The organism is Lewinellaceae bacterium (assembly GCA_020636105.1).
GTDB lineage: Bacteria > Bacteroidota > Bacteroidia > Chitinophagales > Saprospiraceae > BCD1.
The window spans coordinates 1,225,334-1,250,663 of the sequence record JACJYL010000001.1 but is presented as its reverse complement, the minus strand read 5'-3'; the positions used below and the strand labels follow the sequence as shown (position 1 = coordinate 1,250,663).

Here is a 25,330-nt window from a genome sequence, read left to right as displayed (position 1 = left end):
ATAGCTGATTCTTAAAAATAATGTTCAAAATATTTTTCTGAACACTCCTAATGCAGAATATCCAATGTTGATGTTTTGATGTTCCCTGGTTCCTTTCGCCCACCGGCAACAATCTAAAAACTCCAGCTATAACTCAAATTACCATTCAATTCCCTGAAGGCACGATACGCCTGGTCCGCTGCATTACTTTTATTGTTTACATAGGAAAATCCTACATTCAGTTGTTGTTTTTCAAACAACTTAATTCCCCCGCTCAACTGGACATTCACTATTTTATTGGTGTTAAGGCCATTGGACAAAATCGTGGAAAAAGCAAAAGAAGCCGTTAAATTCAATTGCTCGTCCATGACCTTTTTACTCACTGCCATACTGGGCGCATACGTTAAAATATTGAGCCCCGGAATCTGACCATAATTGACCAGGAATGAGGAATTAATACTCATCCCCGACGCCTGAAGACTGTAAATGTGGGAAAGGGTGCCCATATAATAGGCGGTGGACTGATTTTCATTCACCTCGTCATTTTCGATACTGCTGGCCTGCTGGTAACTAAACATCCCCGATAAGGTGGATTGCCTTTCTTTACTCTTCGATAAATTAAAAGTGCCATTTAAACTGGCGCTGCTGTTGGTTTGCACCAAAATGAGTGAATCGACATTCAAACCAGGCAGCGTAAGGGCCCGCAGCCGGCTGGTATTGCTGGTATTTGACCATGCCAGGTTAAAATTCACCCTTTCGCCGGCCTGAATCCCCATATTCATAGAGCCAATTAACCTTTTATTGGTATGATGTTCCAGCTTGCCCAGGTTGTTGCGTTGAAGACCGAAATTGCCCGATAGGGTGACCTTGTTTTTGAACAGAGAAGTACTCGTGTTCAAGGTGAAATTTTCCACATCATGATTAAAAAATAAAGTCCCCAGGGTTTTATACCCAGGATCTATCCTTTCGTAATTGAATCCCACCTGCCCGAAATTTGTGTTTATCCCCAGGCTGGTTTTGATCGCATGATAAAAGCCGGAGGATGTTTTGGGTTGAAAAAGGCCGCCCATTGTTTTGATAAAATCTTTTTGAAGACTTTCCAATACAGGACTGCTGCTATTCCTGGTCAGCCCGCTGAATCCGTAATCGATATCGAGGCTGATCAACTTCCCGATGGTTTGTTTTGCTTTCAGCCCCAAAACGGTGTTTTCCTGGGGATGTAGATCCATGTTTTCAATAGGCACAGCAATGGACAGTGGGTCATCCTTGCTTTTAAATAAAATGAATTCGAGCATATTGTGGTCGGATTCATAACCGGCCTTAATGCCCCAACCTGAACGGGTAAAAGAAGGTTCAATATTTTGTAAATGGTTCAGGTCTTCCGCCACAGCCCGTTTTAGTATGCCTTTCATCGCGCTAAACCTGAATTTTCCGGGACTTATCTCCATCCCTGCACCAAAAAAATTGTGTCCGGACAGGGTATAGGGCGAAAATTCCATGCTTCGGTCTCCCAGGTGGAGCTTTATCCACTTATAGGAAGGGCTGATGCCGTAAAAAGCATAGGAAGGAAGTTTGTAAACCTTGTTGCCATCTGAAAAACTCGCCGAAAACGGGGCTTTGATGCCTAAAATATCAAGGTTCAGGCTTGCATTCATTCGAAAGGAAAAAGGATCGGCTCGTCTGTCCATCCCGTTCATGAAGTTACCTAGTATCGCGGCACGGATCCCTCCCGAAATTTTAACCCATTCCTTTTGTTGGATTCGGTTTTTTATGCCCCCGAAAAAGGATTCCAGGCTCTGGGATTTTAATTCAGTCTTTTCAAAAAAAAGAAAAAATACCATGCAGATGGTCAGGGTAAAAGAATAGTTTTTCATGATCTTTCAGTGGTTGTGAAAAGGAAAGATCGATTGAAAAAATTAACCTTATTGACTGTAAATTAAGGATTTATATGAAAGAAATGCCAGATTGAATATTGGAGTATCTGACAAAAGTATATGAAAATTAATATAAAAGCAAGCGTAAAATGAAAACAGATTTTTTTTAAAAAAGTAGTCCAAAAAATGTCACATTCGGCAATCTCGCGGCTTTTATGTATAGAGATCAGTATTTATTTAACACCGAAAACGAATGGATATGCATTGAAAATTTTGCCTTTTTACCTTTTTATTAGGGTGCTTTGATGGGAATGCCTGATTTATTGGAGTGAAATCTTTTCCGATCGATGTGCCATTGAAAAATACCCCAATGACCTCAAATTGGATTTTGTCAATTAAATTAAAAAACACAACCAGATGAAAAACATTACCTTCATTTTTCCATTTATTCTTTTCCTGTTATTGGGCCGGATTCAACTGGCTGCTCAGTCATTTGCAGTGACCTCCAATGTACAGGTAACCTCTTTCAACCCTTACCTGTCCGATTATTCCGAAACGAATTCAATGTTCGTCACCTTATTGTCCACAGACAAACGACCCGTTTATCCTGTGTTAGTCAAATTGGAGATTTCCGGGCAGGGATATCTCATTAAAAGCAAACAAGGCCTGGTAGGAGGGAAGTACCTCGAATTGTATAAAAACCAGCCTGTTACCCTGACTGGGATAGATTTACAGGAACTGATCGATCCCGACAAGCTGGATTTTTCGGGGATTTCCAAACAAGATTTTATTGCCCAGGGTGGTAAACTGCCGGACGGGCCGGTGGTGATCAGCATTACGGCTCATGATGCTGTTTTGGATAAGGCGGTTTCCAATAAATCTTCTGTTACGGGAAATATTCAGCTGAATCCTCCTCCATTGATCCTGTCTCCTCTTGGAGAACAAACGGTCGTTTCTCCCCAGAATCTGCTGATCAGATGGACACCTCAGCATAGCGGTGTTTTTGCGGTAGCTTATGATATTGAGATCTATGAGAAAAATACAGATTTTAGTTACGATATCATTGTCAATTCCAATGCGCCGGTTTTTTCGTCCACCACTTTTCAAACCATTTATCAATACACTGATCTCGATCCCCAACTGACGGAAGGGCAGGAGTATCTCATCCGTGTTAGGGTAAGAGACGTGGCAGAATATGAAGCCTTTGAAAACGGCGGGTGGAGCGAGATTGAATATTTCTCCTACGGAACGCCGGGTGTCGCCGGTTGTTATCAGTGGGAAGCGACCTTTTGTGCCGAATTTTGTGATTTTGAATATGGGACGCTGGTTTGCCAAAAAGCCAGTTATAACATTCAGGTGCCACCAGGAGGTTCGCCGGAGCTTTCGCTTAATAACCTGGGCATAGGGGATTTTACCGTCACGGAAATAGTCTCCACGACTGATGATTATGGGTATTGTTTCGTCCACATTGTGGTGACGGCAGAAAACGTTTCTGATGTTCCATTGTCGCTGGAGGTGACCTCCTCTGCCTTTTCTGATCATTGCCTGTCTCCTGAACTGGGAGGGCCCACGCCCCAACCGGGATTTTATGGACAGGGCAGTCCTTCCCCGAATATTATTGGACAACAACTGTCCTTCGATTTTTGGGTGTGCCCGGATCAATCCCCGGTGTCCAAATGTGATCCCCCTGAGAATTCAAGTCTTTCGGTGGTGGCAGATTACCCAGTAATGGCTCAAATGTTTTGGGGAGATATTGCCGGGCAGGTGAACACAGGGTTTCAGATCGAATACCATTTGCTCAATGACCCGGAATGGAAACAGGTGGATGACATTTCTGCTGATTCATTAAACGGGTATATCGGTGATCTTGAAGGGGGATTGGTTTACGAAGCCAGAGTAAGAGCCCTTTGTGCACCGGAACTGGTTTCCGATTGGTCGGCAGCCATTGAATTTAACACCAGCTGTATTATTCCCAATGCCGTTTGGGTGGCAGACAAAGACGAAAAGTCGGCAAGGATTGAGTGGGCGGCCCTTTCTTATGCCACGACCTATGAGTTAAAATACAGGTCCGTCGGTTCCAACAAATGGCTGAGCGAGAGTACAACGGATGCTTTTGTGGTGCTCAGCGGCTTAACGCCTAACACGACGTATGAATGCAAACTACGGGTATTGTGCACCGCAGAATGGGGGGGATTTACCCCTGTGTATGAGTTTACCACCGACAGACTTTGTGAGGGGAATACTATCTCAGGGCAAACGGTTTCTGACATTTCCTTCCACAGTGCCTATCTGGATTGGCAGGATTCAGCAGGAAACGACACCGATCAGTATTCCATTCGCTACAGGGCAGTCGGAGAAGCGGTATGGCAGGTCGCTTTTATTCAAGCTACGGAATTGGGCCTGGATTTCCTGGAATCCAATACATGGTATCAGTACAATATTTCGAAGCATTGTGTGGACGTTTGGTCGGATTGGAGTCCTACCGGTTCATTTCTGACGGATTGTGCCCCGCCGGCGTCCATTTGGGCTGATCATATAACCCCAAGCAAGGCAGTCCTGAACTGTACCCCCGACCTTGGGATTCGTTATGAATTCGCTTATCGCCAGCGGTTTACAGAAACCTGGCTCGTTAAGGGAATGACCACCCCTTCACGGAGTTTGTCAGGGCTTTTGGATGATACGGAATACGAGTTTAGGGTTCGTGTGAAATGCGACGAAACAAGTGAATGGTCGGCATATACTGAAGTGAGTTTTTTTCATACGGAAATAAGTTGTGATTCGCCGGCCAATTATCAGTTGACGGAAGTGACCCCATTTTCTGCCCGTTTGGCATGGGAAGCCGCAGAACGTCCCTTAAAATGGGGCCTGTATTATCGCCGTACCGATGGAACACCGTTCATTTCGGAACAACTGGAAGGAGGAACGGTGGGTAAAATTGCCTCGACGATAACCACTGATGGCTGGGTGTACCAGGTTTGTCTTGATCCTGAATTGTTGATCGAAGGTCTGGTGCCCGATAAATGGTATGACTTTAAAGTAGAAAGTTGGTGCGAAGGATTTGGCTGGACGACGGATGCTGAAATACAGCAGTTTCTCACCCGGGCCAATTGCAAAGCTCCCCAGGGTATTTCAGCGACCTTTGTCGGGACAGATACGGCTTCTATTGCCTGGGATGCCCGCTTTAACGACAAAACCTATGGGGTTGAGCTTAGGGAAAAAGGAACCTCCTCCTGGGAAACCTTTACTTCCATCTCACCGGGATACGATTTCAATGATCTCGCTTCCAATGTCACTTACCAGTATCGGGTCCGGACAGCCTGCGATAATTTCGGATGGACCGACTGGTCGGAGATTTACGAATTCAGAACCGACGAGTGCATTGCCCCCCTCCAGGTCACCAAAGAATACATGGATTCTCATTCTTCCATTATCATTTCCTGGCAGGCTTCTGCCGGGGAAAATCACTACCAGGTAGAGTACCGGTTGCAGGATACCCTTCATCCTCCGGCATGGGCAGTGATCGAGACGGGAAACGATTATTCAGAAATTACTGACTTGCAAACCAATAAAATTTACGAATACCGGGTGGCCGAGAATTGCCTGAGCGCCGGGTTGCTGTATAATGAAGATCAGGATACTTTTCTGCTCGGCAGGAATTCACTCCATAATGAATATTTCGAGTGTGGACTGGCTGTGAATATTTTTGACCCCGAGAATTTTTATCCGCTGGATTATTTACATGCCGGTGACTCCATTACAGTGGGAGACTTTGGGGTGCTGGTTACGCAGGTCAGCGGGCAGATTGGCAAATTTACCGGAAGAGGGTACATTCCCGTCCCTTATTTTAACCGGGCACGGGTGAATGTAAAATTCAACAACCTCAAGGTCAATAATGAATACCGGGTGGTGGACGGAAAGGTAGTGGTGACGGGTGTTGGACTGCAGGCCATCAGTGAGGAAACCGCGGCATTGCTTGGAGACATTGTAGACGGGCTGGAAGGCCTTGATGACTTGCTGGCCGAAGCGGAAGGGATTCTCGAGATCATTGATGAGATCATTGCCACCCTCGGCCCTTATCTTCCACAGGAAGTCATTCAGCAGTTAGAGGATGCCCAAACCGCCCTGACCACGGCCCAGGCCACCGGCAACCCCGAGGATATTGCTGCGGCACAGGCTGCTCTTGAAACCGCCAACCAAAACTTCCAGGCGGCGATGACCGAACTGCTTGCGAGGGTGCTTAATATCATCATTGAATCCCTCGATCAGCTGGATCAGGATTTCAGCCTCCAGTCGGACCAGATCATTGCTGATTATGAATCGGCAACGGGGAACCTGCATGATTTTGATGTTCAATACAATGGCATTTATGCCGCCTCCGCGGAAACTCCTGAAGGAGAACCTGTTGGTTTTGAGGAAGTAGAATGGGAAGAAGAAGACCTCACCGACCAGATGGAAACGATTGGGACCAACAGCGAGGTTATGCAATCCATGATCGATGTATCTGGTGATTATTACGAAAAAGTGTTCGCCTACGGGCAAATGAAAGGGGTGCAGGATCTCAAGGCAGAAATTCAGACCAATGCAGACCTCATCCCCTTCCTTGCCGCCTTGATGAATAAGGAAATCGACCTGTTGGATTACATCGGGTCGCAGGTGGCCCAGGACAAGACAAACGAGGAGATCATCCCAATGGTGAAATCCAGCATTCTGGCAGGCATTGATAAGATCCTGAGGAATTTGTAAACGATATTAGTGATTGGTATCATTTGGCTTTTGTGGTGCACTGTGCGCCTGTTGAAGGCAGCAAGCCTTCGGTGGGTGCATGGTGCTCCTTTTGCAAGCCATAGAAATGGTTCGTGAAATATATTTTTTAACCTTCATAAATTTTAACCAATGAAATTCAATTTTGAAAACCTGAACATTTGGCAGAAAGCCATGGAAATCGGAGAAGAGGTCCATTTATTGTCGAAAAACTGCTCCAAAAAAGAGAGCCTGGGTCTTTTTAACCAGATTCAAACCGCAGCCGATGACATTGCTCTGAACATTTCAGTGGGATCGACGGGGCAGCCCAGGAGTGAATTTAAACGAATGGTGGGGGAGGCCATCCGCTCGCTCTCCGAAATGGTGACGGGCCTTTACAAGGCTAAAAACCGGGCGTATATTACTACAGACGAATTCGAAAAATTTCACAAAGAATCCTTTGACCTGATGAAAATGATGCTGGCCTTCAGAAGTAAACTGAAGGGAAAGGCGATAGAAACCGCAGTGCGGGAAGCCGAGGTTAAGCAGGCTGCGGCCGGGTAACCTTGGGGCAGAGGGGTGGCCTTTGGAGCCACCCCCTGCTTCGTAAAGGATAGGCGAAGCCTTGTGTAATTCCCCAAAAAACGAAGAAAATTTCAAATCATTTTAAACCTTTTAAACAAATGAAAACCCTATTTGCTCTGATTGTATTTTTGATCCCGGTTTTTGCTCTTTCTAATGGAGTTTACAAGGATATCGATTTCAGTGAGAATATACGTGAAGGCAGCTCTCAATACCGCCACTTGCTGGAATACAATGCAAAAAATGAATCGGAGGGCTGCTCCGATAAAAACTGGTATATTTTCAGTTTCAATCCTGATGATCAATGGCTTGAATTGTCGAACGGCGGGTGGGATGCCGACAGCAACTCTCTTTACAACCCCCAGAACCTGCAGGAAGTCAATGATCTTTTGGTGGCCTTTAACCAGCATGAAACAGCTGAGACCCAATTGTACATTTGCCTGGTCACGGATTGGAAAATAACCTTAGAAGCTATTCACGCTGAACAACTGATCCAAAATCAAAATCCAACCATTCCCATAAATGATTTTCTGAATCATTTTTCTAATGATAGCCGCACGTTGTTCCAGGATTTGATTAAGCTTCGTTTTTCTAATATCCTGAGAGCCATCCTGGAAAATGTTCACCAGGGACAGGATTATGGTCAGTTTACCAAAGTGAACCGAGTGGTTTGGGGGGAGACGGAGTTCCGGGCGAATTTTTATTTCGGACAGACTAAATTGTCTGGCGGCGTTTTGAGATACTGGGACTCTTTGCCTGATAAGATGAACACTTTTATCAACAAGGAAGAGTTGTTGGAATACATCGGGTTTATCGAGGGGCATCGCACCTACTATGGTCTGAATTCGCGTGAAATTACGGTTCGGAGCAATGTGGAAGGGTTTACAGAATTTTTGACAGGAAACTTAGATCCTGCTTACGTGCCTCTGGTAGATCAGCTGAATTTTGAAAGCATGCATTACGTTCCCTGGGAAACCATTCCTGACCATCTCAAAAGCCAGGATGGGGGAGAGGCCTTTGAAGCTGCCGTTGCAGTGGCAGTGGCAGAAATTGCTCTAAAAAAAGCCCAAAATCAGGGAATTGACCTTTTGCTGGAAACGCCCCAGCATAAATTTATCATCAATGCCACTACGACAGACTTCAGCGAGCTGACTGAAAAGAAGATGCTCATGCTGGATGACAAGTTGGCTTACCTGGCCCATAAGTCCGGCTTGCAATTTTACCTCTACTTCAAACGGGCCGACTTCCTGATGCCTCCCCAGCAATACAATGTTTTTGCCAACCGCGTATTCATTGAATCGGGATTGAGCGAGTTGGAGGAAGGAGCCGTTTTGCTGTGTTTCCCGTATTTCATGCCTGGGGAAGACATTTTGAACGTGGGTGGTTTGAACCTAACGGATCTTCCTTCGACTATGCCGGGAATTGCCTGTTCTCCAAACCTCATCGGTGAAGATTTTTACACGGAAGTGAATGCAGTACTCGCCGAAGGCGAAATGCTTTGGGACCTTATGACGCTGGTTTTTAAACATACCTCCAAACCACACCACATACACGGTGCCACCCTGATGCTGGGAAATTTTAGGGAGGAGGATTATGCTTCCCGCCTTTTCCTGGAAGACATGACCCCGCCGGATCAACCGGAGCTGGTGACGGGGTATATGAATATGAACGATTTGTATTTGTACAAGGACAAAAGAATTCAAACCGTACTGGACCTGGAAGCTGAAAAGCTAACGTCTTGCCTCTCGGAACTGGATCTCGATGAAGACACCTATTCCCAATGTGATGCCCTGGCGGAACAGCTCGAGGCCGTTTATATGTCGGCACCCAATGGTTTTGACCTGGTGAATTATGAATACCAGATCAAAGAAAGGTATCTGGACCCCGAATTGCCAACCTACTGGAAAGGAGGAGAATACCTGGCGAAGTACGCTATTCTTGAGTTTGAGAATGAGACCGCCTTTACGGCAAAATGGCATACAGAGTTTGATGAGCTTGAGAATAAAAAAATTATATTTGAAATCGGGTTCTATGAAAAAATCTATGACCCGCTGGACGCTTTGTCCCTGATCCCGGGGATAGGGGAAGTGGCAGACGGAGCCATTTTATTGGTGGGGTTGTCTGAGCTCATTTGGGGAGAAGATTCGGAACGAGCACTGATGGCGGTCACCACCAGCGGCATAGGACTCTTTATGATGGGGGAGAATTATGTGGAAGTGCCGCTGAAACAAGGTAAAAAGTTGTTCATCGGTCCATCCATCGGATTTGTGACCAAACAGACCATAGCGGAAGGCGCCGATCCGGTCAGGGTGAAAAAACTCTTTGGCCTGGCTGAATCGAGCTATGGGAGCACGGCCCAGAAATTGGTGACCACTACCGTGGAGGATGGTCGGAAACTGCACCGCGTGATCCTCGAAAACGACAAATTGTTTGATCACATCCGCGTGATGCCGAAACCCGAGCGACAGGCTTTCCTGGCGGAGATGGTCGATAACCCCAAAGTACTCAAACAAATTTTTGACGATGCTTCGGTGACGATGAAACCCGTGGCGTTGTGGCGAAAAATCAACGCTATGGGTGCCCCGGCAAGAGAGGCGATCCAGGCGCTGGGTGAAACGGAAAAAGTAACCTTTTACAAGCATCTCTCGAAATTTGAAGATGATTTACATAACTTTGCCAGTATTCAATCAGACGAGATTGATGCCATAGGATGCTGGAATGCCATAAAAGGGAAGCTTGACGAGTTGGGCGAAGGCGCCGAAGCCATTGAAAAAGCAAAATTCCTGCTGGCGGATTTGAAGCATTACCCGGAGTTGGTGGAGCCTTTTAAGGGGAATGTGGGGTTGGTTGAGGCGTGGGAAAGTTGGATTGATTTCCCAAATCTTAGGAGCAATATTGATGTATTAGAACGCTATTACCCAAAAAGGTCAAAGATTTTACTTGATGTTGAAGAAACGTTTCCTGGATGTCATTCTAAAGCAAGACATGGAACACAATTAACACCAAATGATTTACAATTACGAGCCAAAGGTGAACATCCAACATTACCTCAAACTAAAAAATCAACCAAATTTGATAGTGAACAACTTCATGACGATGCTGTAAATGCGGCATTTAATCAGCATAAGGTTGATATAGAAGCCCACTTTGCAAATGGTGGCGGCTATAAAGAATGGGATATTGATTATGGTAGCCAAGTTGGTTCAGGGTATTACAATTCTGGTGAATATGGTGCGGGAGCAGTTTTAAACGAAGTCACAACTACAAAAGTAAAAATTACATTCAATAAAGATGCTACAAATCCGACTGGTTATAAAATGATTAGTGCTTATCCATGGTACAATCCTTAAAATGAAACTATGAGTGATAATATTTTAAATGTTTTGAAAACACTGGTTGCTGAATTTTTTAAAGAAGAATGGTATCATGTAGGAATAGCTAACCTAAGAGAATCTATTTTTAAAGAGCCATTTTATAGGGATAATTGGACAAGCCTTATAAAATTAATCTTAATGAAACAAATTCCAAATGGTGAAGCTTTGAATATTTTGTTTAATGATGGACATCAAATATTACATGAAAATTCTGAAGAAGAAGCATACAGATGGTTTTTACTTATGATAATTAATGTTTCAAAAGGTGACAATGAAAGTATTTTAGATTATCAAAAATTTTTAACGAGAAAACCTGACACAGCAATCTAAATAAATCCCTGTAGTTTAGTTCTATCGATAAAAGCATCGAGAAGGGTAAAGACATGATCTTTATCCTTCTCGCAGGAGCCGCGGTCATTTTAGTGACTTCCTTAATTCTATTTAGCAGTTTATCATTAAGTTCAAGCTCTGTATTGCGCCCCAGGGCCAGTGGGTGGATGATGTTTTCGATAAAGTTATTATCGACCAGAAGTCGACCGTCCAAAAAGATGGTTTTGAGTTTAGGCCACTCGTTGTGCAGGTAAGTCAATGCTTTACCCAACGCCCTCGGTGCCCCGGCAAGAGAGGCGATCCAGGCGCTGGGTGAAACGGAAAAAGTAACCTTTTACAAGCATCTCTCGAAATTTGAAGATGATTTACATAACTTTGCCAGTATTCAATCAGACGAGATTGATGCCATAGGATGCTGGAATGCCATAAAAGGGAAGCTTGATGAGTTGGGCGAAGGCGCGGAAGCCATTGAAAAAGCAAAATTCCTGCTGGCGGATTTGAAGCATTACCCGGAGTTGGTGGAGCCTTTTAAGGGGAATGTGGGGTTGGTTGAGGCGTGGGAGGTGCTTGATGATGCAGGAGCTGTAGCAATAAAAACAGATGTTAACTGGTTAACTAAAGTTGATAACTGGACACAAGCAGGATATCCTGCAAATCAAATTAACAAGGCGGTAAGCGAGATTGCTAATAACGCCGTATTAAAAGCTGCCTTTGAAGCAGATGAAGTCGTTTTTGATGCTTGGAAATGGATTGATGATGGGATACCTACTTTACCGCAAGGACAACCGGGAACATATGTAAATTATTTAAAGAGAAAAACAATATATCTCAATCAAGCCACTCAGGGAGGAGGTCCAATAAAATATTATAGAGTTCAGCAAGCTGGGCCAAATGGGCCTGAAGAAATTCTATCATTAGATGGAAATGGAAATGTAACATTTGGTTCCAGTTCAAATGATTGGTTAAATTTCAGTACTGATAATATTGATCATGCCAGACATTTCAAAGATATAGATCCTGCTAATCGATATATAATAGAGTTTGAAATGCCTAAATCTTTTGATGATGCAATGAAGGGAGATGCAATACCGCAATGGGGTGCAACGAATAATGTAAATTATGCAGATGGGGTTACTCCACAAATTGCTGACCCTAACCAATCAGGCCATCCATTTACAACAAGACAATGGGATACTTATTGGCAAAGTGAGTTTCAATTAAATGTAATATCAGGATCTGGTAAAATTGTACCATAATGGAAAAGGAAGGAATTAAAAAGTTATTGTCTCAAATTGGAATAGTGTCGTACGTGTTATCTAAAGGTAATGCATCGTGGTATGTTGTTCCTGTTGATTACTGGGTTATGAATCATTGGGGGCAATGGGGTATCTCTTGGGAGATAAGTGATAAAGAAAAAGGAGAAAAGTTTTTAGAATTAATTGAAAAATTCAAAATGTCAAGGCAAGTCGCCATAGCTTTTTATGATACAGCTGAAGATGTTGAGCGAAATAAGTTTATGCCACAAGTTTATGCTGATTTTGACAATTTAAAATTTCATACATGTTTCGGTGAATGGATTTTGGAAGAGTCAGTTTTAGAGTCTTGGACAGGTGTTAGGTCAGATATTAATGAGTTGGTAAGTTGCTCTGATAAATATTGGAATCAATCGACTGAATCAACTTGAATAGAACAATCTTTCTTTAGGAAGATGATTAATAGCCTCTTGAATATCTTCAGAAATAAGTGAGTGGATTTTTTTACAAAGCGGAGTAATATCTGTAATGGAAACAATCCACTCATTTACATATCTGGGGATAGCTTCACCAGAGAGTCCTATCTGAATAGATCTATAATCAAGCTTTTCTAAATGAATACCACGTTCAGGATCCCACTGAATACGAACAGGAGACTGTTGAAGTTTTTCTTTCCACTCTTCTTTTGAACTGTGAAACTCAGGATCAAAGTGCGATAGGCAAGAATTATCCAAAGCCCATTGGAAGCCTTCTCTTCTGATCTTAATGGCAAGTACATGTTCTTGTCCTTCTTTTTGAGCCCAGCCACATCGATACATCATCCAAAGAAAAGAAGGCTTAATCCAAGTCATTCTTCCCATCTTGAAAGGAGAGACGAATTTTTGATTTTTTACAGCGGGTAAAGCAATTTCTTTTTTATATGCTTGGTAAACTGTTATGGTATCATCATCAAAGACAGCTCTGATTTGTCTTTCATTATCAGCCTCAACCTCCCCTGACGTTGCTTTGGACAACGCCGACAGATCTGGATTTGGACCATGGATGAGGCGTTCGCGCCTGGTACCATAGATCAGCTTCTTGAGCTGTGCCAGCTCAGCTTTGAGTAGGGAAATTTCCTCTTTGAGGGCTTTATTTTCTTGCTCTAATGTGGTCATAACGATGCATTAAAATACAAAAAAAATCCGATTCGACCTCCTTCCGGGCAAAAAAATTACCCCCACCAACGATGGCAGCAACTCTCAGCTTCGACCCAATACACTCATCACATCACATGGCCAGGCTTCTGCGGCTGTTTCAAAAACGGAGTATTCAGGACACCTGATGTTGTTGACTTCTGGCTGATAAGCGGCAGAAGCCTATTGATTCAAGATGACAATTCGACCTCCGACAGAAACGCTCTTGTTTTCCAGCATAAAAAGGTGGCACCCTGCAGGCAATGCCCCCTTCTGGAAGGGAATAATGTTTTCGCCTGCCTGCAAATCCACGGATTGTTGGTGGAATTGCCTGCCGAAAACATCTGTGAGCGTCAGCCGGAATTGTCCACTGTGTTGTATATTGACTACGAATTCGGTGTAATCCGAAAAAGGGTTGGGCCTGTTGAACACAGATATTTTTGTGTTCGCAGGCTCCGTCGCACTCGTAGATTGACAATTGGGATTCCCTGCTGGCTTCACATGGAGATCATAATTTCCCGGAACCAAAAAGTTATCCGGGAAGGTGTAGGGCAAGTCTATCACGGAGCGAATGGTCACATTGATGTTCAAATCATACACGGCTTCTTCTCCAGGCTGCGGTGTGCCAAACAAAACAATGCATCCGGTTGAGTCTTTTTTAAAGATACAATTCGGCGGATTGCAAGCATAATTGAGAGAAGCAGGTAAATTTAAAAAAGCACCTTGAGTCGGCATATCAATAGAATTGACCGGAAAAGTCCCAAACTGTGACTCGACCTGACTTGGTACATTCAGGTGCAGAATGGTTTCGAAGGGTACTCCGACGCAAGCAGTGTCCTGAATTCCCGAACCCGGAATGCCCTCTTGATAAGGTGAAGGGAAAAATATCACGGAATCAGGTAAGCCCGGCATAGGAATACAAGACTGAGCTGTCAAGTGAGTGTGGATAGCCACTGCAATGCAAAGGGTAATTGCTAGTTGTTTCATTGTTTAATAATTTTATGCGTGAGCAACCGGTAACGTCGGGCTATGTTCTTGTGCCGACCGAAAGGAAGGGATAAAGGCATAGCCCAACGTTAACCTTTCGTTATTTCTTCCTGAATTAATTCAATAACTCCAGAACAACTTTAATGCAACCGGTATACAGAAACGTTAGGCTCTGTACCTAGTTTCAATTTGTCGGTGAATCTTTCAAAACCACCAATCATTCAAACATTTTTCAATTTTTCATCACCTCAATATCCCGCACTAAATCACCTTTGTGTAACCGTACAAAATATATCCCGGCGGCCAGGCCGGAAAGATCAATCTCCACCTGGTGAATGCCTTTGGCCCCATTCAGAGAAGTGCTTTTTAGCGTCTGCCCTGCAGCATTCAGCAGTTCAGCGGAAAGACCGGTTTCAAAGGAGTTGTTCGAATAATGTAGCAAAACGATATCCTGGGCCGGGTTCGGATATACTTTAAAGAAAAACTTTTCCACCCGGTTTACGACCCTTACCGAACTGTATTCATATTGCCCGTTTTCTTCCACTATTTTTAGGCGGTAGTAACTTTTTCCTTCGAGGGGCTGTTCGTCGATCGTTGTATAAGCCCGTGTTTCATTATTGTTGCCTAATGCCGTGATGGTTTTTATATGTTTAAAGGTTTCACCGTCTTCAGAACGTTCAATTTCGTATTGTTCAATGTTGACCTCACGAGCCGTAGTCCAGTTTAGGTTAATAAAGGGTTCTTTTTGAATAGCCTGAAAATCAATTAATTCCAAAGGCAGCACGCTATTTTTAATATTCCAGTTAACGCTGAACACATAACCGCTTGAAGGGGCATAGGACTTTGACATGAGGGTGGTGTCAATGATGTTGGCGACCAGGGTATTGTTATCCAGGGGAAGGTCGCCCCCGTCCAGTAGGATTGCATTGACATCCGTAGCAAATGTCGAACCGTTTAAGAGCCATTCCACTTTTATTGTATTAGGGGAAGGTAAAACGAGATCCAGTGAAAAATTAAGGGGCGTTCCGCTAAAAACAGGGTTATTGCTGACCGGAAGGTAACTGTCAATCGGGTCGGTCAGGTCATATATCTTGTCGATAAAAGCCTCCCGGCATACCCCGCAAAACTGCTGATTGAGGTAGCGCATCTCACAACTCTGGTGCGGGCGATACCAGTTGGCGGAAACACCGGAAGTTCCATGAACGTAAACATTGATCCCTGACTCACCCACCCATTCTGACCATTTTACGGTGTTCGGATTTGAATTGGCGGTCATATTCGGTTTTTCTGTAGCGTAAGAATCTCCCGCCCAATATTCATCCGCCAGAGCTGCAAAGGAATGACCGAGTTCATGGATGGCAATTTCCGGAGCCGAAGCCTCAAGGGAGGTAGTGGCAAATGCACCTCCGGAACCTCCGTAATAGGGAGAGTTGGTTAGGATCACCACCTGGTCATACCCTGGATAGTTGGTGCCTAAAACACTTAAAATATTTCCAGTTTTGATGGGCAACAATAGTCGGTGAATATTAAAATAATCAAATGTCGAGCCGAAATAATTGTCCACGTCGGCTATAGGGTGGGCCGGTTCCCCTACATCCGTAGCAGTACCCGGATGATCTGCCCCACTTTCGTTGGAGGGTACCCTGATGGCATATACATTAAAAAAAGATTGGTATTGCTTAAAGGGGGTTTTATTGAATAATTGGTTGGATATGTTTTGGGCATCCGTAACAAAATCATCCAACTGACCGCTGGTGTATCCGTCACTCAGCACCACAAAATTGATGCGCTGGGCATCATCTCCGTTGTTTAAAACGGAAACCACCGGAAAAACCTGGCCCGGGAGGATATGCGCGGCCAGCAATAGAATAAAAAGAGTCCATTTTTTCATCAAATGTCGATTTGTTGTAGTAAAATTTTTTGTGATCGTTGTACAAGGTAAATCTTAACCGTGGAAATCTCAGGGGTGTTTTGGATGCGTACCGAAAAAAACTCCTCTGTCAGTTCAATATCATGGCTTTGTAATTCGCCGTTTTCATCCGTACTTTCAAAGCGTTTTTTTAACGGGCTTTCTACCTGGTCAATCTGAAGCGAATTGTTTTCACGGTCAAAAAATTCAATGAGAATGCTCTCTTCCTTATTGAGGTCAATGGTGGTGGTTTTGTTTTTTAAATAACCTTTGGCCACAATGCTTTGATCCAGGCTTACCTCGGGCAAAGTTTGATCGGGTGAGTTTTTTATTTTTAAGATCAGGGTCAGTATACTTGGGGCCCGGTTCTCTTTTTGGCTTACTTCAGTGGATGGCATGACGGGGTCAACCGATGGAACCTTGCAGCCCGTCACTGCCAGGATAAATCCTAAAATGTACAAACGAGGGGTGCCTTGTATTTTCATGATCTTTTTTATGCTGCACGCAAAAATAAACAATAAAACCATTCCATAGATACCCCCACATTGTCCTGGTGAAGGTTTTTCCATTCCAATGTGTCAGGTAACACACAAATGATAAGGTTAATTGCGGCATGAATTTAGAATAATCAAAAAAACACCCTCAAAAAATGTCACGTTTCAGGGTTTCGCGGCTTTTATATATAAAAGTTGTTTACATTTTTTATCCACCCAATACCCTGACGGGCCAAATGAAAAACTAACCCCCGGAATCAAACGGGAAGGACTGTTGCATGGGTATTACAAAATCGAGTTTTATGAAATACAGCATTGCCATTTTGATTGTTTTTTTGTTCTTACCTCTGTTCGGCTTTTCAGAAAAGGTCGTTGTGCCTGCCGATTTTCAGGAAAATGTACGAGAAGGTACCCGCCAATACCGCCACTTACTGGAATACAATGCAAAAAATGAATCGGAGGGCTGCCCCGATAAAAACTGGTATATTTTCAGTTTCAATCCCGATGACCAATGGCTTGAATTGTCGAACGGCGGGCAGGATGCCGACGGAAACGCCCTTTACGATCCCCAGAACCTGCAGGAAGTCAATGAGCTTTTGGTGGCCTTTAACCAGCATGAAACGGCTGAGGCCCAATTGTACATTTGCCTGGTCACGGACTGGAAAATACCGATACGGGCTTTCCATCCGGAGCAACTGATCCAGAATCAAAATGCCGTCATTTCCACCAAAGAGCTGTTGCTGGAATTTTCATCCCATGACGACGAGGTATTCCGGGATTCTGTCCAGGTTCGGTTTTATAACATCCTGGGTGCCATACTGGAAAATACCCACCAGGGGCAGACGTACAGCCAGTTTACCAAAAGCAATAAAGTGGTTTGGGGACTTGCAGAGTTTCGTGCCAATTTTTATTTCGGGCAGGAAAAACTTTCAGGGGGTGTCCTCCGGTCATGGGCTTCCATACCGAATGATATGAACGCTTTTGCAGATAAGGAGGAGTTGTTTGAGTATGTGGATTTTGTCCGGAACCATCGAACCTATAACAGCCTCAATTCACGTGAAACCTCCGTACGCCATAATGTGGAGGGTTTTACTGAATTTATGAATGGAAACTTAGACCCCGCTTACGTCCCCCTGGTAGATCAGCTGAATTTTGAAAGCATGCATTACGTTCCCTGGGAAACCATTCCTGACCACCTCAAAAGCCAGGATGGGGGAGAGGCCTTTGAAGCTGCCGTTGCAGTGGCAGCGGCGGAAATTGCCCTGAAAAAAGCCCAAAATTTGAATACAGACCTTTTGTCGGAAACGCCCCAACATAAATTTATCATCAATGCCGTCACGACAGACTTCAGCGAGCTGACTAAAAAGAAGATGCTCATGCTGGATGACAAGCTGGCTTACCTGGCCCATAAGTCCGGCTTGCAATTTTACCTCTACTTCAAACGGGCCGACTTCCTGATGTCTCCCCAGCAATACAATGTTTTTGCCAACCGTTTATTCATTGAATCGGGATTGAGCGAGTTGGAGGAAGGAGCCGTTTTGTTGTGTTTCCCGTATTTCATGCCTGGGGAAGACATTTTGAACGTGGGGGGGGTGAACCTAACGGATCATCCTTCGACCATGCCGGGAATTGCCTGTTCACCTAACCTGATCGGTGAAGATTTTTACACGGAAGTGAATGCAGTACTCGCCGAAGGCGAAATGCTTTGGGACCTTATGACGCTGGCTTACAAACATACCCCGAAGCCTCACCGGATACATGGAGCTACGCTCATGCTGGGCAACTTCAGGGAAGAGGATTATGCTTCCCGCCTTTTTCTGGAAGACATGACCCCGCCGGATCAACCGGAGCTGGTGACGGGGTATATGAATATGAACGATTTGTATTTGTACAAGGACAAAAGAATTCAAACCGTACTGGACCTGGAAGCTGAAAAGCTAACGTCTTGCCTCTCGGAACTGGATCTCGATGAAGACACCTATTCCCAATGTGATGCCCTGGCGGAACAGCTCGAGGCCGTTTATATGTCGGCACCCAATGGTTTTGACCTGGTGAATTACGAATACCAGATCAAAGAAAGGTATCTGGACCCCGAATTGCCAACCTACTGGAAAGGAGGAGAATACTTGGCGAAGTACGCTATCCTTGAGTTTGAGAATGAGACCGCCTTTACCGCAAAATGGCATACGGAGTTCAATGATCTCGAGGACAATGGCATTGTGTTTGACATAGGGTTTTATGAACTGGCTTATGATCCGCTGGATGTTTTGTCCCTGATCCCGGGGATAGGGGAAGTGGCAGATGGAGCCATTTTATTGGTGGGGTTGTCTGAGCTCATTTGGGGAGAAGACACGGAACGGGCATTAACGGCCATCTCCACCAGTGGGGTAGGACTCTTTTTGATCGGGGAGAATTATGTGGAAGTCCCGCTAAAACAAGGTAAAAAGTTGTTCATCGGTCCATCCATCGGTTTTGTAACCAAACAGACCATAGCCGAAGGCGCTGATCCGGTAAGGGTGAAAAAACTCTTTGGCCTGGCTGAATCGAGCTATGGGAGCACGGCCCAGAAATTGGTGACCACTACCGTGGAGGATGGTCGGAAACTGCACCGCGTGATTCTGGAAAACGACAAATTGTTTGATCACATCCGCGTGATGCCTAAACCCGAGCGACAGGCATTCCTGGCGGAGATGGCCGATAACCCCAAAGTACTCAAACAAATTTTTGACGATGCTTCGGTGACGATGAAACCCGTGGCGTTGTGGCGAAAGGTCAACGCTCTCGGTGCCCCGGCAAGAGAGGCGATCCAGGCGCTGGATGAAACGGGTAAGATCGCTTTTTACACTCATTTGGAACAATACGGGGATGAATTCTACGCCCTGATGGCCAAACATAGCGAAAGCATTGATGCTGTTGGTTGCTGGAAAGAGATCCGGAATGAAATCGAAGCACTGGGCATTAATGAAACCGGGATGTTCAAGGCCAAAACCTTGCTCGCAGACCTTGAGGAAAAGGTATGGCTCCTCAATTATTTTAAAGATCGGCCAACGTTTGTCAAGGCATGGGATGTATTGTACGGACAGGGAGATGATGCCCTGGTGGCCATGCGCACCAACACCAGTAACCTTGACATAGTCGATGAGTACCTTTATGAATATCCAGAATCCATTACGGATACTCAGATCGATTATATCCTGGCAACGAATAAGCAGGAGTATGTGGATGACCTGCTAGGACCTGGACAACCGGGGGATTATATTAAACATCGGGTAAGAGGTTTGTATGATGAAATATCTGTTGAAGATGATTTAGGAGGAAAGCTGAGTGATGTAGTGATTGGAAATGGTATTTTAACGTATGTAGCACCCGACATTGGAATTAAACCAGGAATTTTTGAAAGGTCCTACGATGCATCTCAAAATTTATTTACTTTTAAGGTGGGGTTTATCAGGGATGCTCCCCCGTGGTTGGATAATGGCCAGGTTCCATTAGTGGAAGGTAAGGGGATTCCAACTCAGATGTTTGCTTCCTTACGTCAGATGAAGATGATGGGGATTCCTGATGGATCGCTTACGAATAGTAAAATGAGTATGATTCAGAATGCCAGGACGATGTTGGAGGTTACCAAGCGTATGAATGAAAGCAATTTGGCCGACCTGACCCAATTTGGGGCTGAAATTCTCGAAGTGTCTTCTGTGGATTATGCTGTCTCAACTTTGAAACAGGCAGGATATAGGATATCTGAAGCAGGAATCGGAACGAACCTCAATGTCAAATTGATTACCCCTGAGCAGGCATTGATAAATTACCAAATTACTGAAATGACCCAGGAACTTCTGGATGAATATGGGTTTGATTGGAGTGATCAGATTTATGTTAATTTTGATATACTTTTTACCTTAGAACCATTTTAACAATGAATTTAGGAATACTTCTTTATGATGTCACAGAGGACAACAACCTGCCTCAATTGAAGAAAATATTTGAGATAGAAAAGCTGCGGGAGGAAATTTTTAAGGAAACAGGGCAAATGCCTCTCGTCCTTTACAAACCGGAAATGCCGCTCCCTGATGGGTTTTACATTGCCATTAACAGTGAGGGAAATTATTTGCGCGATAAACTGGGGCCATTAATAGAAAAGGTGGTTTTGCTTTGTATGTCCATGGATATTTATGAATTCGACGGCGTGGCAACATCATTTTTAGGCGCATTTGATCTGAGGCAGCTGTCAAGTGAAAACCCGGCAATATACGGTCATCCGGAGTGGGTAGAAAAAATGCAGGGAAAGGAATTAGGTCGGTTCAAATTTCCAGACGGAAAGCAATTGGTGTATTTTCGCAAGGAAGAAGGAAGTTCTTTAGGCAAGCTGCTTGTTCAATATTTCAAAACCCGGAACGATGTTGGTTAATTTTGATATACTTTTTACCTTAGAACCATTTTAAAAACATTAATAAATTTTTAAACAAATGAAAATTGATCTTGTTTTTTCTCCTGACGAAAATTCAGACCCTGAAAAGCGGGAAACTTTTTTTAAGGTTTCTGCCATTCAACAAGCCATACGCGAGCTTACAGGGCATGAAGCCAGGATTTATTCTGATGCCGAAAAGCTGGTTCCTGAAAACTATTATTTCCTGTTTGATTACGGCGTAATGGAACGGATAAGTGAATGGTCAAAATACGCTTCAAATATGGTATTAATGACAGGAAATTGGGCGGATATGGAGTCATTGAACCGCGAATTTGATTTTTTGGCCATTATTCATTATCCACATTTATTATTTGATCATCCGGCGTTTTTTGGGAAAAGGAAGGTAGTTGAATTAATCCAGCAGCAGTTGGTGCCTGATTATTATCTTTCGGCTTTACAGGTGGAAAAACTCGATTCTATTTTCGTTTCCGGAAATAAAGAGAAAGGCTTGATTCCATTTTTAGTCGAGTACCTGGGATATTATGAAAAATTGAAGGAAGTTATTTAGGTAAACTGCTGCTTCAATAGTTCAAAACCTTTTGATCGACTCAATGAGGTACAAAGGCCGCTGTTTGATCTCGTTGTAAATATTGGAAAGGTAAATGGACATGATGTAAAGGTTCAGGCAGGTGATGGCAAAAAAGACGGACATCAGCACGACCAGGAAGGTCCAGCCGGTGATTGCATTTTCACTGGGAATGCCAAAGACATCAATACCGGTAAATTTCACCTTCAGCGCATTCCCAATAACGGCCATCAGGAAAACGATGGAGAACAAAAATATTCTCAACAAAGTAGCCCTCAAAAAAGTCGTGAAAGAGGAAACGGCCACCAGTAGGGTTTTGAATCTTTCGGAAAAGGGTTCGTTTTCATCCTGCAGCGGTATTTCGGACTCAATAAAGGTCGTTTTAAATCCTACGATGGAGTAAATGGCTTTCATGTAGCGCAAATTTTCCCGCAGGCGGAGGAGTGAATTCAACGCTCTTCGGGAAATGATGCGCACATTGAGTGCTTTTTCGTCAATTTTGAGTTGGGAATAATTGCGGATGATGTAGTAAAAGATGCGATAAAAAATGCGGTGCTGCAATTTTATTTTTCGGTCGGCAGCTCTCAGGTAAACGACGTCAAAATGTTCCCGGGTCTTTTCAAAAAGTTGGGAGATGACTTCGGGATGATCGTAGGTGTCTATGTCGAAAATGACCGTGTAATCCCCGTTGGAGCGGTCCAGCCCTGCCAACATTGCGTTATTTCGGTTTACGTGGTTCGATAAGTTGATTAAGGATACCTGGTGTTTGAGGTCTTCTTGCAGCGGATCGATCAAAGGGTCGATGGATTCTCCGGTAATATTGTTGACCAGGATGATTTCAAAATCACTGAATGCAGGTTTGCATACCTTATAAACGTTTTCAAGCAATTCGGGAACCTTGCTCTTTTCCCAAGGGGAATTGATGACGCTGACTACTGAAATAAAACTATTGTGCATATGCGTTCAGATACAATTTTCATGATGAATCTTTCCCAAAAAGAAATTTTCAAAATTGTTTGATCGCCTAAAGGTAAAACGCTTTACACTCTATTCGCAGTTATTTCTTTTAAAATATTGGACAGAAGACCTTGAAATGGTTATAATTGCAGCAAAAAAGTTAAAGTTTGTATTTTAATTAGTAACTTTAATGTTGATTATTTTTAATCACTTGATTTACAGATTGTGAATCAGCAAAAACAAATCTGGAATTGAAGTGTTTGGTTTCAGATCATTCATACTTTTAGGCATACTATTGAGAAAAAACAAAAAGCCTGATGGACGTTGTCCGGGCCTTTCAATCAGAAGACATCAAAACAGTGACATTTGCTGTGGAATGAAGTCTAATGGAAAACTTTAGGGGTTGGGGATAACAGCGCCAACCTGAAACAGCAGTGAACTTAATTAGTAGGATATGCCCAAAATTTTCCCATTTTACCAGCAGCTTGATGCAATGGACTGTGGGGCTACCTGCCTGAGGATGGTCGCCAGGTACTTTGGCAGGTATTATTCCCTTGATTATCTCCGGGAACTCACGTACATGGGGAAACAGGGGGTTACTTTGCTTGGCATCAGCGATGCGGCCGAGCATATCGGGCTGCAATCCCTGGCGGTACAGACCAGCTTCGACCGACTATCCAAAGATATTCCTTTACCTTGCATTGCTCACTGGAAACAGGAACATTTTGTGGTGGTTTACAAGACCAATAATAAATTCGTCTGGATCGCCGATCCCATGGCCGGCAAATTCAAACTGACCAGGGAGGAATTTCTCCAAAGCTGGATTAGCACCACTGAAGACGGGGAGGATCTTGGGGTATTGTTATTGCTCGAAACCACTCCTGAGTTTTACCGGCGAGACGGTGAAGAGATCAATAAATCAGGATTTGGTTACCTGGCCTCTTACCTGGGAAAATACAGGGCGCTGATCATACAGTTGGCGGCCGGATTGCTTGTGGGCAGCGTAGTTCAGCTCATATTTCCCTTCCTCATCAAATCCCTTGTAGATGTAGGGATTTTCAAAGTAGACTTTTCATTTGTGTCCCTGGTCATCCTGGCGCAGTTTCTTTTATTCATCACCCAATTGGGCGTGGAATCTTTTCGACGGTGGATATTACTGCATATCGGTGTCCGGGTGAATATGAGCCTGATCAGTGATTTTTTGATCAAACTCACCAAACTTCCCATTCGTTTTTTCGATTCCAAGATGACCGGCGACCTGATGCAACGAATTGCCGACCACGAGCGGGTACAGCGATTTCTGACTTCCACCAGCCTGGTTTCTGTCTTTTCCTTGTTCAATTTTTTAACCTTCCTCATTGTGCTTTTTGTCTGGGATACCGTCGTTTTTGGCGTTTTCCTCCTGGGTACCCTTATGAACCTCGCCTGGGTGATTATTTCACAACAAAGGCGAAGGGAACTGGATTATAAGCGATTTGACCAATCCTCTGAATCACAAGGACAACTGATCGAATTGATCAATGGGATGCAGGAGGTGAAATTGCATAATGCAGAAAAACAAAAACGATGGGCCTGGGAACGCAATCAGGCAAGGTTGTTCCGAACCGGAATTGCTTCCTTAACCATTGAACAATGGCAGCAGACCGGCGCCCGGTTTATCAACGAGACTAAAAATATTCTGATCACCTTTATTGTCGTTTTAGGGGTGTTGAAAGGGAACATGTCCCTTGGAATGTTGGTGGCCATTCAATATATCATTGCCCAGTTGAACACTCCCCTCAACCAATTTGTCGTTTTCATTGGAACGCTCCAGGAGGCTAAAATCAGCCTCGAGCGCATGAATGAAATCCATACCAAAGAGGATGAAGAAAAAATAGAGGAAAAAATTACCATTTTGCCGGAAACAGGCGACCTCAAATTCGAAAATGTTTCCTTCCAATATAATGGGCCTCAATCGCAAATGGTCCTCAATAATGTCGATTTTACCATTCCTAAAGGAGAAACAACCGCAATTGTCGGGGCCAGCGGTAGCGGTAAAACCACTGTGTTGAAATTATTGCTCAACTTTTATCAACCTACGGAGGGGACGATCAGGGTTGGGGATATCAACCTCAGTAATGTATACAGTAGTCTTTGGCGGAGCAAATGTGGCGTAGTTATGCAGGATGGGTATATTTTCAATGATACCATTGCCAAGAATATCGCCCTTGGAGATGATATCGTTGATAAATTAATGTTGCTAAAAGCCGTTAAAGTTGCTAATATTCAGACTTTTATAGAAACGCTTCCACTGGGATACAATACTAAAATCGGACAGGAAGGATTAGGATTGAGCCAGGGACAAAAACAACGTATTCTTATTGCCAGAGCGGTTTATAAAAATCCTGATTATATTTTCTTTGATGAAGCAACCTCTTCCCTCGACGCTTATAATGAATTGATCGTGATGGAAGGCCTGGAAGAGTTTTTTGCAGGACGTACGGTAGTGGTAGTGGCACACAGACTGAGTACGGTTAAAAAAGCAGATAACATTATTGTGATCGATGGGGGCGAAATTGTGGAACAGGGTACGCACGAAGAACTCTCTTATTTACGGGGTACGTATTATCATTTGGTGAAAAACCAGTTGGAACTTGGGGCATAAGCAAGTGCTCAAAAGAAATTAGGAATAAAGTGATCAACCAA

Annotated in this window: 17 protein-coding genes; 10 read left to right on the top strand and 7 right to left on the bottom strand. The window is 43.9% G+C overall.

What is annotated here, in order from left to right; translation table 11 throughout:
* Nucleotides 1–113: 113 nt before the first annotated feature.
* Entirely contained in the window at nucleotides 114–1,853 is a 1,740-nt protein-coding gene (locus H6571_04590; protein ID MCB9323001.1) for a hypothetical protein, read from the bottom strand.
* Between the two features lie 417 nt (nucleotides 1,854–2,270).
* Here H6571_04590 and H6571_04585 point away from each other — a divergent pair, with 417 nt between their 5' ends.
* The 4 genes from H6571_04585 (at nucleotide 2,271) to H6571_04570 (ending at nucleotide 10,879) form a co-directional block, all read left to right on the top strand.
* On the top strand, nucleotides 2,271–6,596 hold the full coding sequence (locus H6571_04585; GenBank protein MCB9323000.1) for a fibronectin type III domain-containing protein: 4,326 nt from the start codon (nucleotides 2,271–2,273) through the stop codon (nucleotides 6,594–6,596).
* 150 nt (nucleotides 6,597–6,746) lie between these two features.
* Nucleotides 6,747–7,157 carry a four helix bundle protein gene (locus H6571_04580; GenBank protein MCB9322999.1) on the top strand — a complete coding sequence of 137 codons (411 nt, stop codon included), beginning with the start codon at nucleotides 6,747–6,749 and terminating at the stop codon, nucleotides 7,155–7,157.
* A gap of 119 nt (nucleotides 7,158–7,276) precedes the next feature.
* On the top strand, nucleotides 7,277–10,525 hold the full coding sequence (locus H6571_04575) for a hypothetical protein (protein MCB9322998.1): 3,249 nt from the start codon (nucleotides 7,277–7,279) through the stop codon (nucleotides 10,523–10,525).
* A 9-nt stretch (nucleotides 10,526–10,534) separates the two neighbouring features.
* Nucleotides 10,535–10,879 (top strand): hypothetical protein, encoded by a 345-nt coding sequence (locus H6571_04570; protein ID MCB9322997.1) that lies wholly within the window; start codon nucleotides 10,535–10,537, stop codon nucleotides 10,877–10,879.
* Here the strand turns inward: H6571_04570 and H6571_04565 are convergent.
* A complete protein-coding gene (locus H6571_04565) occupies nucleotides 10,800–11,138 on the bottom strand; it encodes a transposase (GenBank protein ID MCB9322996.1) in 339 nt (112 codons plus the stop codon). The two genes, H6571_04570 and H6571_04565, sit on opposite strands and share 80 nt — an antisense overlap.
* Before the next feature lie 187 nt (nucleotides 11,139–11,325).
* Between H6571_04565 and H6571_04560 the strand changes: the two genes are divergently transcribed.
* Entirely contained in the window at nucleotides 11,326–12,135 is an 810-nt protein-coding gene (locus H6571_04560; protein ID MCB9322995.1) for a hypothetical protein, read from the top strand.
* Nucleotides 12,135–12,563, top strand: coding sequence for a hypothetical protein (locus H6571_04555; GenBank protein MCB9322994.1), 429 nt, complete (start codon nucleotides 12,135–12,137; stop codon nucleotides 12,561–12,563). Before H6571_04560 ends, H6571_04555 begins: the two co-directional genes overlap by 1 nt.
* On the opposite strand, the gene H6571_04550 is transcribed toward H6571_04555, so the two are convergent.
* The 4 genes from H6571_04550 to H6571_04535 form a co-directional block, all read right to left on the bottom strand.
* Complete coding sequence (locus H6571_04550) at nucleotides 12,555–13,286, bottom strand: DUF4291 family protein (GenBank protein MCB9322993.1); 732 nt, start codon at nucleotides 13,284–13,286, stop codon at nucleotides 12,555–12,557. The genes H6571_04555 and H6571_04550 overlap by 9 nt on opposite strands.
* 201 nt (nucleotides 13,287–13,487) lie before the next feature.
* A complete protein-coding gene (locus H6571_04545) occupies nucleotides 13,488–14,291 on the bottom strand; it encodes a hypothetical protein (protein MCB9322992.1) in 804 nt (267 codons plus the stop codon).
* Between the two features lie 232 nt (nucleotides 14,292–14,523).
* The gene (locus H6571_04540) at nucleotides 14,524–16,182 is read right to left on the bottom strand and encodes a T9SS type A sorting domain-containing protein (GenBank protein ID MCB9322991.1); all 1,659 of its coding nucleotides are present in this window, start codon (nucleotides 16,180–16,182) and stop codon (nucleotides 14,524–14,526) included.
* Nucleotides 16,182–16,685 (bottom strand): hypothetical protein, encoded by a 504-nt coding sequence (locus H6571_04535; GenBank protein ID MCB9322990.1) that lies wholly within the window; start codon nucleotides 16,683–16,685, stop codon nucleotides 16,182–16,184. Before H6571_04535 ends, H6571_04540 begins: the two co-directional genes overlap by 1 nt.
* A gap of 311 nt (nucleotides 16,686–16,996) precedes the next feature.
* Between H6571_04535 and H6571_04530 the strand changes: the two genes are divergently transcribed.
* From H6571_04530 to H6571_04520, 3 genes are read left to right on the top strand one after another with little or no spacing between them, the layout of a single operon-like run.
* A complete protein-coding gene (locus H6571_04530; GenBank protein MCB9322989.1) occupies nucleotides 16,997–20,608 on the top strand; it encodes a hypothetical protein in 3,612 nt (1,203 codons plus the stop codon).
* Nucleotides 20,609–20,610: 2 nt separating this feature from the next.
* Complete coding sequence (locus H6571_04525) at nucleotides 20,611–21,102, top strand: hypothetical protein (protein ID MCB9322988.1); 492 nt, start codon at nucleotides 20,611–20,613, stop codon at nucleotides 21,100–21,102.
* Nucleotides 21,103–21,160: 58 nt separating this feature from the next.
* Nucleotides 21,161–21,670 carry a hypothetical protein gene (locus H6571_04520; protein ID MCB9322987.1) on the top strand — a complete coding sequence of 170 codons (510 nt, stop codon included), beginning with the start codon at nucleotides 21,161–21,163 and terminating at the stop codon, nucleotides 21,668–21,670.
* A 21-nt stretch (nucleotides 21,671–21,691) separates the two neighbouring features.
* Here H6571_04520 and H6571_04515 read toward each other — a convergent pair whose 3' ends face one another.
* Nucleotides 21,692–22,645, bottom strand: a complete 954-nt coding sequence (locus H6571_04515) for a glycosyltransferase (protein ID MCB9322986.1) — start codon at nucleotides 22,643–22,645, stop codon at nucleotides 21,692–21,694.
* Between the two features lie 454 nt (nucleotides 22,646–23,099).
* Between H6571_04515 and H6571_04510 the strand changes: the two genes are divergently transcribed.
* A complete protein-coding gene (locus H6571_04510; protein MCB9322985.1) occupies nucleotides 23,100–25,289 on the top strand; it encodes a peptidase domain-containing ABC transporter in 2,190 nt (729 codons plus the stop codon).
* Nucleotides 25,290–25,330: the final 41 nt, after the last annotated feature.

Excerpts from the sequence above, each read along its gene's own strand:
- H6571_04575 (MCB9322998.1), top strand. The coding sequence starts at position 7,277 with ATGAAAACCCTATTTGCTCTGATTGTATTTTTGATCCCGGTTTTTGCT.
- H6571_04515 (MCB9322986.1), bottom strand. The coding sequence starts at position 22,645 with ATGCACAATAGTTTTATTTCAGTAGTCAGCGTCATCAATTCCCCTTGG.
- H6571_04535 (MCB9322990.1), bottom strand. The coding sequence starts at position 16,685 with ATGAAAATACAAGGCACCCCTCGTTTGTACATTTTAGGATTTATCCTG.
- H6571_04525 (MCB9322988.1), top strand. The coding sequence starts at position 20,611 with ATGAATTTAGGAATACTTCTTTATGATGTCACAGAGGACAACAACCTG.
- H6571_04530 (MCB9322989.1), top strand. The coding sequence starts at position 16,997 with ATGAAATACAGCATTGCCATTTTGATTGTTTTTTTGTTCTTACCTCTG.
- H6571_04580 (MCB9322999.1), top strand. The coding sequence starts at position 6,747 with ATGAAATTCAATTTTGAAAACCTGAACATTTGGCAGAAAGCCATGGAA.
- H6571_04590 (MCB9323001.1), bottom strand. The coding sequence starts at position 1,853 with ATGAAAAACTATTCTTTTACCCTGACCATCTGCATGGTATTTTTTCTT.
- H6571_04545 (MCB9322992.1), bottom strand. The coding sequence starts at position 14,291 with ATGAAACAACTAGCAATTACCCTTTGCATTGCAGTGGCTATCCACACT.
- H6571_04550 (MCB9322993.1), bottom strand. The coding sequence starts at position 13,286 with ATGACCACATTAGAGCAAGAAAATAAAGCCCTCAAAGAGGAAATTTCC.
- H6571_04570 (MCB9322997.1), top strand. The coding sequence starts at position 10,535 with ATGAGTGATAATATTTTAAATGTTTTGAAAACACTGGTTGCTGAATTT.
- H6571_04585 (MCB9323000.1), top strand. The coding sequence starts at position 2,271 with ATGAAAAACATTACCTTCATTTTTCCATTTATTCTTTTCCTGTTATTG.
- H6571_04520 (MCB9322987.1), top strand. The coding sequence starts at position 21,161 with ATGAAAATTGATCTTGTTTTTTCTCCTGACGAAAATTCAGACCCTGAA.
- H6571_04555 (MCB9322994.1), top strand. The coding sequence starts at position 12,135 with ATGGAAAAGGAAGGAATTAAAAAGTTATTGTCTCAAATTGGAATAGTG.
- H6571_04540 (MCB9322991.1), bottom strand. The coding sequence starts at position 16,182 with ATGAAAAAATGGACTCTTTTTATTCTATTGCTGGCCGCGCATATCCTC.
- H6571_04510 (MCB9322985.1), top strand. The coding sequence starts at position 23,100 with ATGCCCAAAATTTTCCCATTTTACCAGCAGCTTGATGCAATGGACTGT.